This is a genomic window from Massilia sp. Soil_C_3 (assembly GCF_057657035.1).
In genome coordinates this window covers 410,344-425,767 of sequence record NZ_JBDGJG010000002.1, presented here as the reverse complement: position 1 = coordinate 425,767, position 15,424 = coordinate 410,344, and the positions used below count along the sequence as shown (strand labels likewise).

General features: G+C 66.0%; 10 protein-coding genes. 7 read left to right on the top strand and 3 right to left on the bottom strand.

Features of this window, described 5'->3' with window-relative positions:
* The first annotated feature begins 160 nt into the window (after positions 1–160).
* The 3 genes from AC3A6F_RS04835 to AC3A6F_RS04825 all read left to right on the top strand — a co-directional run bounded on the left by AC3A6F_RS04835 (position 161) and on the right by AC3A6F_RS04825 (position 5,803).
* Complete coding sequence (locus AC3A6F_RS04835) at positions 161–2,470, top strand: FdhF/YdeP family oxidoreductase (RefSeq protein ID WP_487678835.1); 2,310 nt, start codon at positions 161–163, stop codon at positions 2,468–2,470.
* Complete coding sequence (gene fdhD, locus AC3A6F_RS04830; protein ID WP_487678834.1) at positions 2,467–3,348, top strand: formate dehydrogenase accessory sulfurtransferase FdhD; 882 nt, start codon at positions 2,467–2,469, stop codon at positions 3,346–3,348. Before AC3A6F_RS04835 ends, fdhD begins: the two co-directional genes overlap by 4 nt.
* Before the next feature lie 94 nt (positions 3,349–3,442).
* Positions 3,443–5,803, top strand: a complete 2,361-nt coding sequence (locus AC3A6F_RS04825; RefSeq protein WP_487678833.1) for a sensor domain-containing protein — start codon at positions 3,443–3,445, stop codon at positions 5,801–5,803.
* 289 nt (positions 5,804–6,092) lie between these two features.
* On the opposite strand, the gene AC3A6F_RS04820 is transcribed toward AC3A6F_RS04825, so the two are convergent.
* Entirely contained in the window at positions 6,093–7,031 is a 939-nt protein-coding gene (locus AC3A6F_RS04820) for a DHH family phosphoesterase (RefSeq protein ID WP_487678832.1), read from the bottom strand.
* A gap of 260 nt (positions 7,032–7,291) precedes the next feature.
* Here AC3A6F_RS04820 and AC3A6F_RS04815 point away from each other — a divergent pair, with 260 nt between their 5' ends.
* The 4 genes from AC3A6F_RS04815 to AC3A6F_RS04800 all read left to right on the top strand — a co-directional run bounded on the left by AC3A6F_RS04815 (position 7,292) and on the right by AC3A6F_RS04800 (position 11,919).
* Positions 7,292–8,575, top strand: a complete 1,284-nt coding sequence (locus AC3A6F_RS04815) for a sensor histidine kinase (protein ID WP_487678831.1) — start codon at positions 7,292–7,294, stop codon at positions 8,573–8,575.
* Between the two features lie 83 nt (positions 8,576–8,658).
* The gene (locus tag AC3A6F_RS04810) at positions 8,659–9,426 is read left to right on the top strand and encodes a LytR/AlgR family response regulator transcription factor (protein WP_487678830.1); all 768 of its coding nucleotides are present in this window, start codon (positions 8,659–8,661) and stop codon (positions 9,424–9,426) included.
* A 122-nt stretch (positions 9,427–9,548) separates the two neighbouring features.
* A complete protein-coding gene (locus AC3A6F_RS04805; protein ID WP_487678829.1) occupies positions 9,549–10,727 on the top strand; it encodes a PAS domain-containing sensor histidine kinase in 1,179 nt (392 codons plus the stop codon).
* 163 nt (positions 10,728–10,890) lie between these two features.
* Complete coding sequence (locus tag AC3A6F_RS04800) at positions 10,891–11,919, top strand: porin (RefSeq protein ID WP_320474831.1); 1,029 nt, start codon at positions 10,891–10,893, stop codon at positions 11,917–11,919.
* 193 nt (positions 11,920–12,112) lie between these two features.
* On the opposite strand, the gene AC3A6F_RS04795 is transcribed toward AC3A6F_RS04800, so the two are convergent.
* The gene (locus AC3A6F_RS04795) at positions 12,113–12,778 is read right to left on the bottom strand and encodes a GNAT family N-acetyltransferase (RefSeq protein ID WP_487678828.1); all 666 of its coding nucleotides are present in this window, start codon (positions 12,776–12,778) and stop codon (positions 12,113–12,115) included.
* Positions 12,779–13,060: 282 nt separating this feature from the next.
* Positions 13,061–15,268 carry an aldehyde oxidoreductase molybdenum-binding subunit PaoC gene (paoC, locus tag AC3A6F_RS04790; RefSeq protein WP_487678827.1) on the bottom strand — a complete coding sequence of 736 codons (2,208 nt, stop codon included), beginning with the start codon at positions 15,266–15,268 and terminating at the stop codon, positions 13,061–13,063.
* Between the last annotated feature and the right edge of the window lie 156 nt (positions 15,269–15,424).

Sequence of the window (15,424 nt, the reverse complement as noted above, 5' to 3'; positions counted from 1 at the left end):
GTATTTGATGAATATGCCACTCCCGGTAGTGTCCCATTCGAGCATGTCGCCCTCCGAATGACCCGCCATTTGTTCATGATTCCCGGCCAATGTGCGCGGTCGCACCGAGGTCGGTCGGGGTGGCGGCTACGGTAGACCCTCCACCTGCAGGGAGAGTCCGATGAGCCAGCAAGAAAAACCCGTCCGTATCGAATCCGCCACCATGCCCGCTGGCGGCTGGGGATCGGTCGATGACGTCAAGAAAGCCCTGAGCGGCCAGCATGTGGTGCTCAAGGACACGCGCCTGCTGCTCAAGCAGAACAAGACCGACGGCTTTGCCTGCGTCAGCTGCGCCTGGGCCAAGCCGGCCGACCCACATCCTTTCGAGTTCTGTTCCAGCGGCGCCAAGGCCACCGCCTGGGAAACCACAAGCCGAGCGATCGGCCCCGACTTCTTCGACCGCCACACGCTCACCGAACTGGAGGGCTGGAGCGACCACGCGCTGGAAGACCATGGCCGCCTGACGGTGCCGCTGCGCTACGACGCCGCCAGCGACAAGTACCGCCCGGTCGACTGGGACGCGGCGTTCGCCGAGATTGGCGCCCAGCTGCGCGCCTGCGAGCGCAAGCAGGTGGTGTTCTATGCCTCCGGCCGCGCCTCGCTGGAGACTTCATATATGTACCAGCTGCTGGCGCGCATGTACGGCAATAACAACCTGCCGGACAGCTCGAATATGTGCCACGAAAGCACTTCGGTCGGCCTGCAAAAGACCATTGGCGTCGGCGTCGGCACCGTGGGACTGAACGACTTCAAGCACACCGACTGCATCCTGTTCTTCGGCCAGAACGTGGGCGTGAACAGTCCGCGCATGCTGCACCAGCTGCAGGAAGCGCGCGAGCGCGATGTGCCGATCGTCACCTTCAATCCGCTGCGCGAGCGCGGGCTGGTGAGCTTTACCAATCCGCAATCGCCGCTCGAGATGCTGACCGGGCACGAGACCGTGATCAGCACCCAGTACCACCAGATCAGGCCGGGCGGCGACACGGCCGCCATCATGGGCATGTGCAAGGTGGTCTTTGCGCTGGACGACGTCGCCAGGGACAGCGGTGCACAGCGCGTGATCGACGTTGCCTTCGTCCAGGAGCACACCCACGGATTCGAGGAATTCGAGCGCGCCGTGCGCGCCTGCGGCTGGGAGGCGATCGAGCGCGAATCGGGCTTGCCGCGCGCCGCGCTCGAACAGGCGGCCGAAGTCTATTGCAAGGCCGGCGCCGCGATGGGCGTCTATGGCATGGGCCTGACCCAGCACCGCAACGGCGTGCAGAACGTGACCATGCTGGTCAACCTGCTGCTCTTGCGCGGTAATATCGGCAAGCCCGGGGCGGGCATCTGCCCGGTGCGCGGGCACTCGAACGTGCAGGGCCAGCGCACGGTCGGCATCACCGAAAAGCCCGAACTCGCCCCGCTCGATCAACTCAAGGAACAGTACGGCTTCGAGCCGCCGCGCGACGAAGGATTGACCACGGTCGATGCCTGCGAAGCGATCCTGAAGCACGAGCTGCAAGCCTTCATTGGCCTGGGCGGCAATTTCTTGCGCGCGGTGCCGGAGACGCGCCTGATGGAAGCGGCCTGGCGCGAACTGCCGCTGACGGTGCAGATCGCAACCAAGCTCAACCGCAATCATGTCATCCACGGCAAGGCCGCCTACCTGCTGCCCTGCCTGGGACGGATCGAGATCGACCGCCAGCGCACGGGAGAGCAGGCGGTGACGGTCGAGGACAGCACCTCGTGCATGCACGGTTCGCGCGGCATGGCCGAGCCGGCCGCCCCTACCCTGCTGTCCGAGCCCGCCATCGTGGCCGGCATCGCCAAGGCCACGCTCGATCCGAACCCGCGCATCGACTGGGATGCCTGGGTGGCGGACTACGCCACGATCCGCGACGCCATGGGCGTCACCTTCCCCGAGATCTTCCAGGACTTCAATGCACGCATGTGGACGCCGGGCGGCTTTCGCAAGCCCCTCGGCGCCGCCGAACGGATCTGGAAGACCGAAAGCGGCAAGGCCGAATTCACGGCGCCGGACGAGCTGCCCGGCAACCCGGACATGGACGGCGGCCCCGAGGTGCTGCGCCTGTTCACGATCCGCAGCGACGGCCAGTTCAACACCACGATCTATAGTCATGACGACCGCTTCCGCGGCGTGCACGGCAGCCGCATGGTGCTGTTCATGGGCCAGGCCGACATGGCGAGATACGGCCTGGACAAGGGTGACGTGGTGGCGCTGCGCACCAAAGCCGACGACGGCGTCGAGCGCCGCGTCGATGGCCTGCAGATCGTGCCCTACGACGTGCCGCCAGGCTGCATCGCCGGTTACTACCCGGAGTGCAATCCCCTGATTCCGCTATGGCACCACGCCAAGGAAAGCAAGGTGCCGGCGGCCAAGTCGATCGACGTGCTGCTCGAACGCAGCGCCGCCGTGGCCGCGCCATGAACGCACGCGCACCCTTTACGGGGACCGGCGATGCCGCGTTCGCCCTCGCCAGCAGCGTGCCGGCGGCGATCTGGCGCGACGGCGCGATCGACCACGGCAGCGAGCTGCTGGCCGAGGAAGTGCCGGTGGCCCTGGTCTATAACGGCATCAGCCATGCCGTGATGCTGGCGTCTCCGCAAGACCTGGAAGACTTCGCCATCGGCTTCTCGCTGTCCGAACGCATCGTGCGCGCGGCGCAAGACGTGCGCGAAGTCGAGGTCGAAGCCGGCCCGCACGGCATCGCGCTCGCCATCGACATCGCGCCCGGCGCCATGGCGCGCCTGAAGGCGACGCGGCGCGCGCGACTGGGCCAGACCGGCTGCGGCCTGTGCGGCATCGACAGCCTGGCCTGGTTCGGGCGCGAAACCGAACTGCACGACCCGCGCGACGGCGGCGCTCACGAGACCGGCAGCCCATTCACACCGCAGGCGCTGCAGCGCGCCATGGCCGCCATGGCCGGCCAGCAGCGCCTGCACCAGGCCACCGGCGCCATGCATGCGGCCGGCTGGGCCGACCGCGACGGCCGCCTGCTGCTGGTGCGCGAAGACGTCGGCCGCCACAACGCGCTGGATAAACTGATCGGGGCGCTGGCGCGCGCCGGCATCGACGCCGGAGACGGCTTCGCGCTCGTCACCAGCCGCGCCAGCTTCGAGATGGTGCAGAAGGCGGCGCGCGCCGGCATTGGCTTGCTGGCCGCCATCTCCGCCCCGACAGCGATGGCGGTTCGGCTGGCGGACCGCGCCGGGCTGACCCTGGCCGGTTTCGTGCGCGCAGGCCGCCACGTGGCCTACACGCATCCACAGCGTCTGGATGGCGTACCTGTTGCGCACGTCACATAACGCTTGCCAAGCGAATTTGGAACAGGTGTAAGCTGGCTTCACGCAAGCGCGAGCTGCTGCGGCACGCGCTGCGTTGCAAGAAAGGCGGACCGACATGTCAGCGTTCGACCCCTCCGAGCAGGCCAGCTTCCTGGCCGATGAGGCAGGTACGATCATTACTTGGAATCCCCAATGCGCCACACTGTTCGGTCTACCCGCCGCGGACGCCCTCGGCCGGGACGCCGCCCAGTTGCTGGGTTCACCCCCATGGCCGGTCCTGCGCGAGGATGGCACGGCCCGGGTCGACTTTCCTGCCCCGTCGCCACGCACGGCCATCGTCGCGCTGGCCGCCCAACTCGATGCGAGCGGCGCTGCGCGCGGCTACAGCGTCACCGTCATCCCGGTCGCCGGCGCGCCGTCCGAAAGTGAACGCCTCGGCGCCACCGCGCTCAGGGACGTGGTCGACCTGTTGCCCGGCACCTTCTACATCCTGAACCCCGAGGGCCGCATCCTGATGTGGAACGATAACCTCGAGCGCGTTTGTGAAATGATGCCCGAGGAACTCGCGTCAGCCAATGCTTTCGAGATGCTCGACGCGCGCGACCGGGTCGAATTCGCCGACAGGGTCCATCGCATGTTCGAGGACAATACCGAACTCGAGATGGAAGTCGACTACATCGCGCGCAGCGGCCGCGAGACCCCTGTCCTGCTGCGGGGCGCCCGCATCGACTGCACCGGCGGCCAGTACCTGTTCGGCATGGGGATCGACATCTCCAAGCGCCGCGCGCACGAGCGCCAGTTGAACCTGTACAAGCGGGCCCTGAACGCCGCCAGCAACGGCGTGATCATCGCCCATAACGGCGGCGCCGACCATCCGATCGAATACGTCAACCCGGCCTTCGAACGCATCACCGGCTACGGGGCCGACGAGGTCATCGGCCGCGACTCGCGCTTCATGGCAGCGCCCGGGATGGACACGGACGAGCGCAGCCGCATGCGCCAGGCGCTGCACGCGCAGCGCTCGGTGCACGTGGTGATGCGCAACCTGCGCAAGAACGGCGAAGTATTCTGGAACGACCTGCACATCACGCCGGTGCACGATGACAATGGCCTGGTGACGCACTTCGTCGGCATCCTGGTCGACGTCACTGCCAGCAAGCAGCGCGCCGACCGCCTCGAGCACGAGGTCAACCACGACAGCCTGACGGGCCTGGCCAACCGCACCCTGATGTGGGACCGGCTCGACCACGCGGTGCACCTGGCCCAGCGCCACCAGACGCTGGTGGCGGCCGTGCTGATCGACCTCGACAACTTCAAGGCCATCAACGACACCTTCGGCCACGACGCCGGCGATGCGGTGCTGAAGGTGGTGGCGCGGCGCCTGCAGGCGAGCGTGCGCGACAGCGACACCGTGGCGCGCATGTCGGGCGACGAGTTCGTGATGGTGCTGGTCGACCAGCCCAGCCTGCGCTTCACGCTGCGCATGGTCGAACGCGTGCGCCGCGCGCTGACCATGCCGGTTGCCTTCGGCGGCAGCGAAATCCCGGTCGGCGCCAGCCTGGGCGTGGCGGCCTTCCCGCACGACGGCCGCACCGCGCCCGACCTGGTGCGCGCGGCCGACATGGCCATGTACCGGGCCAAGAACAATGGCGGCGGCGTGCATTTCTATTCCAGCGAGATGCGTTTGGCCAGCGAGGCGCGCGCGACCCTGGCCGGCAGTATGAAGAGCGCGCTCGACGGCGACGAACTGTTCCTGCTGTTCCAGCCGCGCATGGACGCGCGCAGCGGCAAGGTGCGTGGCTTCGAGGCGCTGCTGCGCTGGCGTCACCCGGTCAACGGGGTGATGCTGCCAGCGGCCTTCCTGGGCGAGGCCGAGGAAAGTGGACAGATCGTCGAGATCGGCAACCGGGTGCTCGACCAGGCCTGCGCCTTCGCGCGCGATCTGCGCCATGCCGGCTATACGGCGCTGCCGGTGGCGGTCAACGTCTCGCACCGCGAATACAGCCGGCCCACCTTCATCGCCGGCATCGCCGAACGCATGTCGCGCTACGGCCTGCCGCCCGGCACCATCGAGATCGAGATCCCAGAGGCCGACCTGATCAGGAATCCAGGACTGGGACGCGACCTGGCGGCCCAGTTACGCGACGTCGGCGCCATGCTGTCGATCGACCAGTTCGGGCGCGGCATCTCCGACCTGAACTTCCTGCAGCAGCTGTCGGTGCGCCAGGTCAAGCTGTCGAAGGCGGCGGTCCACAATATCGCCGACCACGGCCGCGGCGGCTCGCTGGCCAAGGCCCTGATCGACATCGGCCGCAACCTCGACATCACGGTGGTCGGCGAAGCGGTCGAGACCGAGGCCCAGGTGGAGTTCCTGCGCAGCCACGGCTGCGACCAGATGCAGGGCCAATGGTTCTCCGAACCGCTGTCGGCCGACGCGGCGCAGCATTTGCTGGCGCAGCGGCAGCATACTGCGTAGGCCGCATTCCCGCGAAGGCGCACTGGTGTCCGGAATAATTTCGGGCGCTTGAAAAAGGCCGCCTCATAGGAGAAACCACGTCGTTCCCGCGCAGGCGGGAACCTAAGTTCGACCGACCAGCGGCTCAAAAATCGCCTTCGACAAGCGACAAGACTACGCTAAAGCATGAACATTCTTTGATTCAGCATGGATCCCCGCCTTCGCGGGGATGACGATGCATACTTTGCGTATAAATATTCCGGACACCAGTGCGCGAAGGCGGGAATGACGTGCTCGCTGCCAGTTCCTTTTACCCTTCGCTGGTAATCCGCCTGATTAGCGCCCCAAGCACGTCCTCGGCCAGCTCGTTGTCCACCTGGCAGGTACCGGCATTTTCGTGCCCGCCCCCGCCGTATTCCAGCATCAGCGCGCCGATATTCGTCTTCGAGCTACGGTTGAGGATCGACTTGCCGGTGGCGAACACGGTGTTTTGCTGCTTCACGCCCCACAGCACGTGGATCGAGATATTCGTCTCGGGGAACAGGGCATAGATGATGAAGCGGTTGCCGGCATAGATCACGGGCTCGTCCCGCAGGTCGAGCACCACCAGGTTGCCTTCGACCCTGGAGCAGCGCCGGATCTGTTCCTTGCAGCGCTCGCTGTGCTCGCGGTACAGCGTGCTGCGCTCGACGACGTCCGGCAGCGCCATCAGGTGCGCGATGTCCAGGGTGGCGGAGTAGCCGATCAGGTCCATCATGAGCTGGTAGTTGGAAATGCGGAAATCGTGAAAGCGTCCGAGGCCGGTGCGCGCATCCATCAGGAAGTTCAGCAGGTCCCAGCCTTGTGGGTCGAGCACCTCGTCGCGTGTAAAACGCGCCGAATCGCCCTTATCGACCGCCGCCATCATGGTGTTCCAGGCGGCCGGGAAGGTGCGCGCCCCGCCGTAGTGGTCATACACCACGCGCGCCGCAGAAGGCGCTTCGGGGTGGATGATGTGGTTTTCGCGGCGACCGGTGTTGCGGATGGTTTCCGACAGGTGGTGGTCGAACACCAGGTGGGCGCCGGCGACATAAGGCAGATTGGTCGTGATGTCGCGGGCGGTGATCACGATCTTGCCGTCCTGCATGTCCTTGGGATGGACAAACAGGATGTCGTCGATCAGTTCGAGGTGCCTGAGCAGCACGGCGCACACGAGACCGTCGAAATCGCTACGGGTCACGAGGCGGAATTTGTGGGGAATAGCGGACATCGGCACACCCTTTCGTCATCGGTTGTGATTGGTCCCGGCATGGCACGGCCATCGGAGAAGAGCATCATACCTTGCAATGTTTCTAATTAGTAGCTGTTGAGTTCGATCATTTCCAGCGCATGAGCACCGTCCATTCCCCGAATCCTGCAGGCTGTCGCAGGGGGCTGGTCCTGACGCGTCCGGCGCGTTAAAGTTGCATCATTCCAACGCTCCATCGCCGACTCCCCCTTGGTGATGGCGGACACACAAGATTGACGACCATGCAAGCACGCAGTTCGACACAACAGTATTTGACCGGCATCCTGTCCCGGCTCTACCGGGCCTTCGACGCAGTCGCGACCTGGGTGACCCAGCTATCGTGGTGGAAGTTCCTGCTATTCGCCTGCCTGACCCTGACCGCCGCCGGCATCCTGCAAGAAGAACTGTTCAACGGCCCGGCCCAGGAAGAGATCGCCCGCGCCGAGCGCGATGCCGGGCGGCGCAGCGATGCCAGCATCCTGATCGACGAGAGCGGCATCCGCTTCAATCCACGCACCCGTGCGCGCAGCGGCGCGGCCGAGCCGGCGGAACCTGCCGAGCCGGTTCCGCCAGCCGATCCGGATGCGCCTGAGGCGCCGCATCCGCCGCTGCCACCGAAACCGCCCGCCGTCGGCGGCAGCGGCATCAATATCCACCCGGGCGACGACTCGGTCCACATCGAGCTGCCGCCCCAGATCGGCGAAGAACTGTCGAACGCGATCGAAGCGGCGGTCGAGGACGCCGCCGAGCAGAAGGTGTCGCGCTACCACAAGCAGGCCTCGACCTGGTTCATGAACTTCGTGCTGCTGCTCCTGCTCGCCCTGTTCGGCACCAAGGCCCTGGTCGGCGGCAAGAAGCGCGCCGATGCCGAGGCCCAGGTCGCCAACGCCGCCGCCGAGCGCGAAGCCATGCAGCGCCAGCTGTCGGAAACCAAGATGCAGATGATGCAGGCCCAGGTCGAACCGCATTTCCTGTTCAACACGCTCGCTTCGGTCGAGCACCTGATCCGGGTCGACCCGCCGCGCGCCTCGGCCATGCAGCGCAGCCTGATCCAGTACCTGCGGGCGGTGCTGCCGCAGATGCGCGACAACGCCGTGCTCACCGGTCTCGGGCGCGAGGTGGACATGGTCAGCGCCTATCTCGCCCTGCTCAAGATGCGGATGGAAGAACGCCTGACGGTGGATTTGCAGATCCCGGACGGGCTGCGCAGCGCGGCCTTCCCGCCGATGATGCTGCAGTCGATGGTCGAGAACGCGATCAAGCACGGCCTGGAATGCAAGCCCGAAGGTGGCACCCTCAGGATCGTGGCCGAGGTGGCCGACAGCAAGCTGCGCGTGACCGTGACCGACGACGGCGTGGGCTTCGGCGTGGTGCCGAGCGACGGCACCGGCCTGGGCTTGCAGACGATCCGCGACCGCCTCAAGCTGCTGCACGGCGACAGCGCCCGCCTGCACATCGGCGCCAACAGCCCGACCGGCGTGATCGCGACGATCGAAGTGCCTTATCAGCTGTCGAAACAGGCCTGAGGCTGTTAGCTGGCGGCCCGGCTTGCCTGACGCCCGGTTTCATTGAATAATCATTGCATAATAAACCTGAGAAGAGACTCACCATGCCTACCGCGATTATTGCCGATGACGAAAGACTGATGCGCGACCAGCTGCGCATGCGCCTGCAGGAAGCCTGGCCCGAACTGCAGATCGTCGGCGAAGCGAAGAATGGCGAAGAAGCCGTGCAGCTGGTCGCCGAGCTGCATCCCGACCTCACCTTCCTCGATATCCGCATGCCGGGCAAGACGGGCATGGAAGCGGCGCGCGAGATCGGCGACGGCAGCCAGATCGTGTTCGTCACCGCCTATGACCAGTACGCGGTGGAAGCCTTCGAACGCGGTGCGATCGACTACGTGCTCAAGCCGACCGAGCCAGACCGCCTGAAGATCACGGTCGACCGCCTCAAGGAGCGCCTGGACAAGCCGCAGGTCGCCGGCAGCGTCAACGACAGCGTGTCGGCCATGCTGAGCCAGCTGGCCGAGAAGATCGCCGCGCCGAAGCAGAAACACCTGCAATGGATCCAGGCCAGCATCGGCCAGGACCTGCGCATGATCCCGGTCGAGGAGATCCTGTTCTTCCGTTCGGATGAGAAATACACGGCCGTGCAGACGGCCGGCTTCGAAGCCCTGATCCGCAAGCCGGTGCGCGACCTCGCCGATGAGCTCGATCCCTCGCTGTTCTGGCAGATCCACCGCGCGACCCTGGTCAATGTGAATGCGATCGAAGGCGTGACGCGTGACATCCGCGGCCGTCACCTCGTGCTGGTCAAGGGCCGCCCGGAAAAGCTCGAGGTCAGCCGCAGCTTCCTGCACCTGTTCAAACAGATGTAAAGGCAGCGCCGGCGCTTCCGAGCGCCGGCGCCTTGTCTCGTCTCAACGCCCGCACTCGTCCATGCGCGTAATGTAGAGGACCAGGTCCGCGTCCGCGGCCTTCCTCTCTCTAACGATCCCGCATGAGATCTCAGCGCAGGGCACGCAGTCGCCGCACTGGTCCGGCCGTGCTGGTGGCAGGCTTCCTGAGCGGCTATTGCGCTGGCAATATGGCCGCCGCCTTGCGCCGCGCTCGCGGCCCGCAGCGCAACGGGCGCGGCTTCGACAGCCGCCGCATCGTCCACAGCGCCAGCGACGCCATCCTGTCGGTCGACGAAGACGCCACCATCCTGCTGGCCAACCCGGCCGCGGCCCAGATGTTCAATTCGAGCGTGAGCGCCATGCAGGGCAGCCGCCTGTCGCGTTTCATCCAGCCGCCCTCGCCAGACGCGCGCACCCCATTCGACTATTTCCCGGCCGGCGGCGGCCGCGCGGGACGGCGCGCGACCGACTACGCCGTCACCGGCATCCGCGCCGGCGGCCAGCTGTTTCCGATCGAAGGATCGATCTCCAGCGTCGAACACGAGGGCCACCCTGTCTTTACGGTGATCCTGCGCGACGTCTCCGAGCGCCACCTGGTGCAGCAAAAACTGGCGCGCTCGCACGACCAGTTGCGCCAGCTGTCCTCGGCGCTGCAGAGCATCCGCGAAGAAGAGCGCACCCACATCGCGCGTGAGCTGCACGACGACCTCGGCCAGTTGCTGGCCTCGCTGCGCATGGACCTGACCCTGCTGACCCGGGTCGATCAACTGCCGGACGACAGCGTGCGCCTGATCGCCGGCATGGAAGCCAATCTGCTCACCGCCATCACTTCGCTGCGCCGCATCGCCACCAACCTGCGCCCGCGCGCCCTCGACGAAGGCGGCCTGTACTTCGCGCTGCAGGGCTTGCGCGACGAGTTCGTCGAGCGCCATGGCATCGCCTGCACCCTGTTGGCCGACGAGGCCGAGCTGCGCCTGGACGACGCCGCCAGCACGGCCGTGTTTCGCATCGTGCAAGAGGCGCTGACCAACATCGCGCGCCATGCGGGGGCCCGGAACGTCCTGCTCAATCTCGACCGGACCAATGGCGAGCTGCTGGTAACAATCCAGGACGACGGCCGCGGCATTCGCGCCGAGGACATGGAAAAGGCCCAGTCGCTGGGCCTGGTCGGCATGCGCGAACGGGTCTGGGCCATGCATGGCGACATCACCATCGCCGGCGACGAAGCGCCCGGCACCCGCATCGACATCGTGCTGCCGCTGAGCGGACACGTCGTCTAAAATTTTCTCTGGGTGCCGAAAGTAAAGAATATTGTTCGGGCTATTGCGTAAAAACAACATAGTCAGGATGTCATGAACTCGACATATTGGCTCGATAAGATCGCTGTCGATCTGAGTTGACTTGCTAACTCAACATCTTGTCGAAACTAAACTGGAGATCTTCATGAAGTATAAGTTCCTGGCTGCCGCTGTGCTGTCGTCCCTGCCACTGTTCGCCCAAGCCCAGACCAACGTCCAGATCTACGGCGTCATGGACGCTGCCATCGCCCTGGAAGACACCGATGCGCCTGGCCAAGACCGTCGTACCACCGTCAGCTCGGGCAACCAGTCGAGCAGCCGCCTGGGCTTCCGCGGTACCGAAGATCTCGGCAATGGCCTGAAAGCCCTGTTCAACATCGAAGCCGGCGTGTCGCTCGACACCGGCGCCACCGACTCGCAGACGTTCGGCCGCCGCGCCGTGGTCGGCCTGCAAGGCAACTTCGGCACCCTGACCGTCGGCCGCGAATACTCGCCGATCGCCGCTGTCGCCGCCGCCACCGACATCAACGGCCAGGGCCTGTACGGTTCGAACCTGTCGGCCTTCGGCACCAGCCGCCTGACCCGCCGCCTGGCAAACTCGGTCAACTACAAATCGAACTCGCTGTCGGGCTTCGTCGTCAACGCCGCCTACTCGACCGGTGAAACCACCGTCGACCCGTCGGGCGACCTGCTGGGCGCATCGCTGGAATACAAGAACGGCGGCCTGTACCTGGGCGCCGGCTACCACACCATCGAGCGCCTGACCGAAGGCGACGACAAGGAAATGGCTTTCGGCGCCGGCTACAACTTCGGCGCGTTCGAAATCAAGGGTAACTGGATGAAGGCCGAGCTGGAAGGCGCCGGCAACGCTGTCAACCCTGAGTACACCAACGCCAACATCGGCGCATCGTATGCCGTCGGCGCGAACAAGTTCTTCCTGAACTTCCAGCAGCAGAAGCTGGACAACACCGATGCCAAGGGCAACACCGTGTCGGTGTCGTACACCTACTCGCTGTCCAAGCGCACCAATATCTACACGACCTACGCCCAGCTGCGCAACAACGGCCGCGGCGCCTTCGGCATCAACGCTTCGTCGAACAACGTGACCCCGCCAGCCACCGCGCTGGGCGCCGATCCATCGGTGTTCACCGTCGGCCTGCGTCACTCGTTCTAATCACGCAGGGCCGCGCATGTCGCCTACGGCGGCCTGTGACGGTTTCCTCTTCGTTTCCGTGTCCGCGGGAACGCCTGACGCCGGCACATGCCGGCGTTTTTCATCGCGCCCACAATGATTTCCGCAGCCGCGTCGGGCCATCGCTTGCGACCGATCAATCATCGGCCCTAGTCCTCGCTTGCCACAGCCTGGCTCAGCGATCGGCGTCCACGGCCTCGGTGCGCAGCAGCCGGGCCGCAATACCGCGCTCCTCTTCCGGCGAGAAGAAATAGGGATAGAACGAACGTTCGCCGGTGTCGATGCCGCGCTTGAACGCGCCGCCCACCGCCTCGACCTGTTGCGCCACATAGGCCAGGCTGACGTGCAGCAGGAAGGACGGCGCGTTCACCCGCGCATTCACCTTCAGCTCCCCTACCTGGCGAAAACCGAGCATGCGTTCGTAGAAGCGGCGATGGCGCGGATTGACTTCGATGACGGCGTCGGTGCAGCCGTGCATCTCGCGGGCGTAGATGAAGGCCAGGTGAAACACGCTGGCCAGTGCATGCTTGGACTGGACCGAATGGTCGAAGGCCAGCTTGGTGACCTCGGCCAGGCGCCCGCCCTCGCGCCGGAAGGCATCCAGTTCTTCCTTGTACATATGGTCCGCCATCAGCCCGCGGCCGGCATCGATCCCGATGGTCAGGGTGCCCACCACCTCGCCCCGGTCGGACGCGGTCAGGGTGATGCGGTGCGGGTCGTCGGCCTCGAGCCCTGCCCCCTGGTAGCCGCGCCAGGAATACATGCGCTCGATCAGCAGGCTGGCGCCGCTGCGGCCGTCGGGGCTGTCGGGCGAGCGCAGGCCGTAGCGGGTGCGCGTCATGCGGCCACCCTCGGGAATGCTGACGATAGTGGTTCGGTGCGGTGATCGCGTGGGACGTTGGCGTGCATGGCAAGCTCTCAACGTTCACGCTTGCGTACGGTTGACATGGGCGTGAACTGTTACGCGTGGCGGCCCGACCATCGCGCATCCTGCCACGCCATTAATGGAGCGTGCACCCTTGACTAATTATAACAAGAACAACATTATTATCACCAGCACAACAGTATCGTGCGCAGGTCAATATGTCTTGCCAGGTGGCGAACGACGCGGAAATATCCCTGCTCAGGCCTCGACGCCGGGCAGGCGATCCAGCAGTTTGTCGAGCGTGACCGGATAGTCCCGCACCCGGATCCCGGTCGCGTTGTAGACCGCATTCGCAATCGCGGCCGGCACGCCGCAGATGCCGAGTTCGCCAACGCCCTTGGCTTTCAGCGGCCCGGCCGTCGGATCGACTTCATCGAGGAAGATCACGTCCTGGTGCGGGATGTCGGCATGCACCGGCACTTCGTAGCCGGCCAGGTCATGGTTGACGAAGAAGCCGGCGCGTTTGTCCACCACGAGATGCTCCATCAGCGCGGCGCCCGCCCCCATCGTCATGCCGCCGATGATCTGGCTGCGCGCGGCCAGCGGATTGATGATGCGCCCGGCCGCGCACACGGCCAGCATGCGGCGCACGCAGATCTCGCCGGTCACGGCGTCCACACCGACCTCGACATAGTGGGCGGCGAAGGTTTGCTGGGCATAGCGCTGGTCCAGGTCGCCGTACTCCATCGTATCCTCGCCGCTCAGCGGCCCCTTGGCGACGGCGTCGCGCAGCAGCCGGCTGGCACCGTCCGCACGCACCCGCCCGCCCGTGAATTCGGCATTGGTTCCGTTCAAGCCGAGTTGCTGCGCAATCTTTTCGCGTAGCTTGACGCAGGCCGCATACACGCCGGCGGTCGACGATGCCGCGCCCCACTGGCCGGCCGATCCCGCGGCGTCCGGGAAGTCCGAGTCGCCCAGGCGCACCGTCACCTGGTCCAGGTCGACACCCAGCATTTCGGCCGCGGTCTGGGCCAGGATGGTGTAGCTGCCGGTGCCGATATCGGTCATGTCGGTCTCGACAGTGACGGCGCCGCTGCGCTCGAGCCGCACGCGCGCCGCCGACTTGACCACCGGCGCGCCGCGGATGCCCGCCGCCATGCCGATGCCGACCAGCCAGCGGCCGTCGCGGCGCGCGCCAGGTGTCGGGCTGCGCGCGCTCCAGCCGAAGCGCTCGGCCCCGAGGCGCAGGCACTCGGTCAGGCGGCGTATCGAGAACGGCACGTCGGGCGACTCCGGATCGACCTGGGTATCGTTCAGGATACGGAATTCGACCGGATCGAGGCCGAGCTTTTCGGCCATCTCGTCCATCGCAATCTCCAGCGCCATCATGCCCGGCGCCTCGCCCGGCGCGCGCATATCGTGGGCTTCGGGCAGGTCCAGGTGGGCCACGCTAAGCTTTGTCATGCGGTGGGCGGCGCAATACAGCAGCCGCGTCGGCGCGGTGGCGCCCTCGGGCTTGTCGCCCAGGTTGCCCGACCAGCTGTCATGGGCGATCGCCGTCATCCGGCCGTCCCGGCCGGCGCCGATGCGGATCCGCTGAATGGTGGCGGCGCGGTGCGTCGTGTTGTTGGCAATGAGCGAACGCTGCAGCGCCACCTTGACCGGGCGCCCGACCTGCTTCGCCGCCAGCGCGGCCAGCACCGCATCGCTCATGATCCCGCCCTTGCCGCCGAAGCCGCCGCCGATGTGCGGCGCCACGATCCGCACATTTTCCTTCGGTACTCCGAGCGTCATGGCCATATCGCGCACGCCCCAGGCCACCAGCTGGATCGCGGTCCACAGCGTCAGCCGGTCGCCCTGCCAGGCTGCGATGGTTGCATGCGGCTCGATCATCGCGTGCGATTGGTCGGGCGTGGTGTAGGTCGCGTCCAGCGCTACCTCCGCCGCGGCAAAGGCGGTGTCGAAGTCGCCGATGCTTGTCGCCAGGTCTGGATTCGGCTTGGCCGGTCGCTTGGCAGCACCGCGCGCACGCTCGGCAGCCAGGTCGAAGCTGCCCTTCGTGCTCTCGTAGCGCACCGCCACCAGCCCCGCCGCCGCGCGCGCCTGTTCGAAGGTCTCGGCGACCACGATCGCCACCGCCTGGTGGTAATGCTCGACCTGCGGGCCGGCCAGCGCGCGCGCGACGGAAAACTCTCCCTTGCCGAGCTGGCCGGCATTGGCTGCCGTCACGATGCCGAGCACGCCGGGCGCGGCACGCGCCCGCTCCAGGTCGATCGAGACGATCCGGCCCTTGGCAATGCCGGCGCCGACGATATAACCGTAGACCGCGCCCGGTGTCTGCTGATGCTCGTATGCAAACGGCGCCGCGCCGCTGACCTTGAGCGCGCCATCGATGCGCTGCGTTGGTTTGCCGACTACCTTCAGGCGGTCGATCGGATTGATCCTTGCCGGTTTGTCGAACTTCATGTCCGCTCCTCAATTGATGAGCGAACTCCACCGATGTAGCGGGATACTGGCGCACCGCAGGATCGTGCAATCCGCGGCCTGCCCAAGAAGTAAAAAAGCCCAAAATCAGGGCTGCTAGTTGAAGCCTGCGTTCATCTACCAGCAAATGGTGTTTGC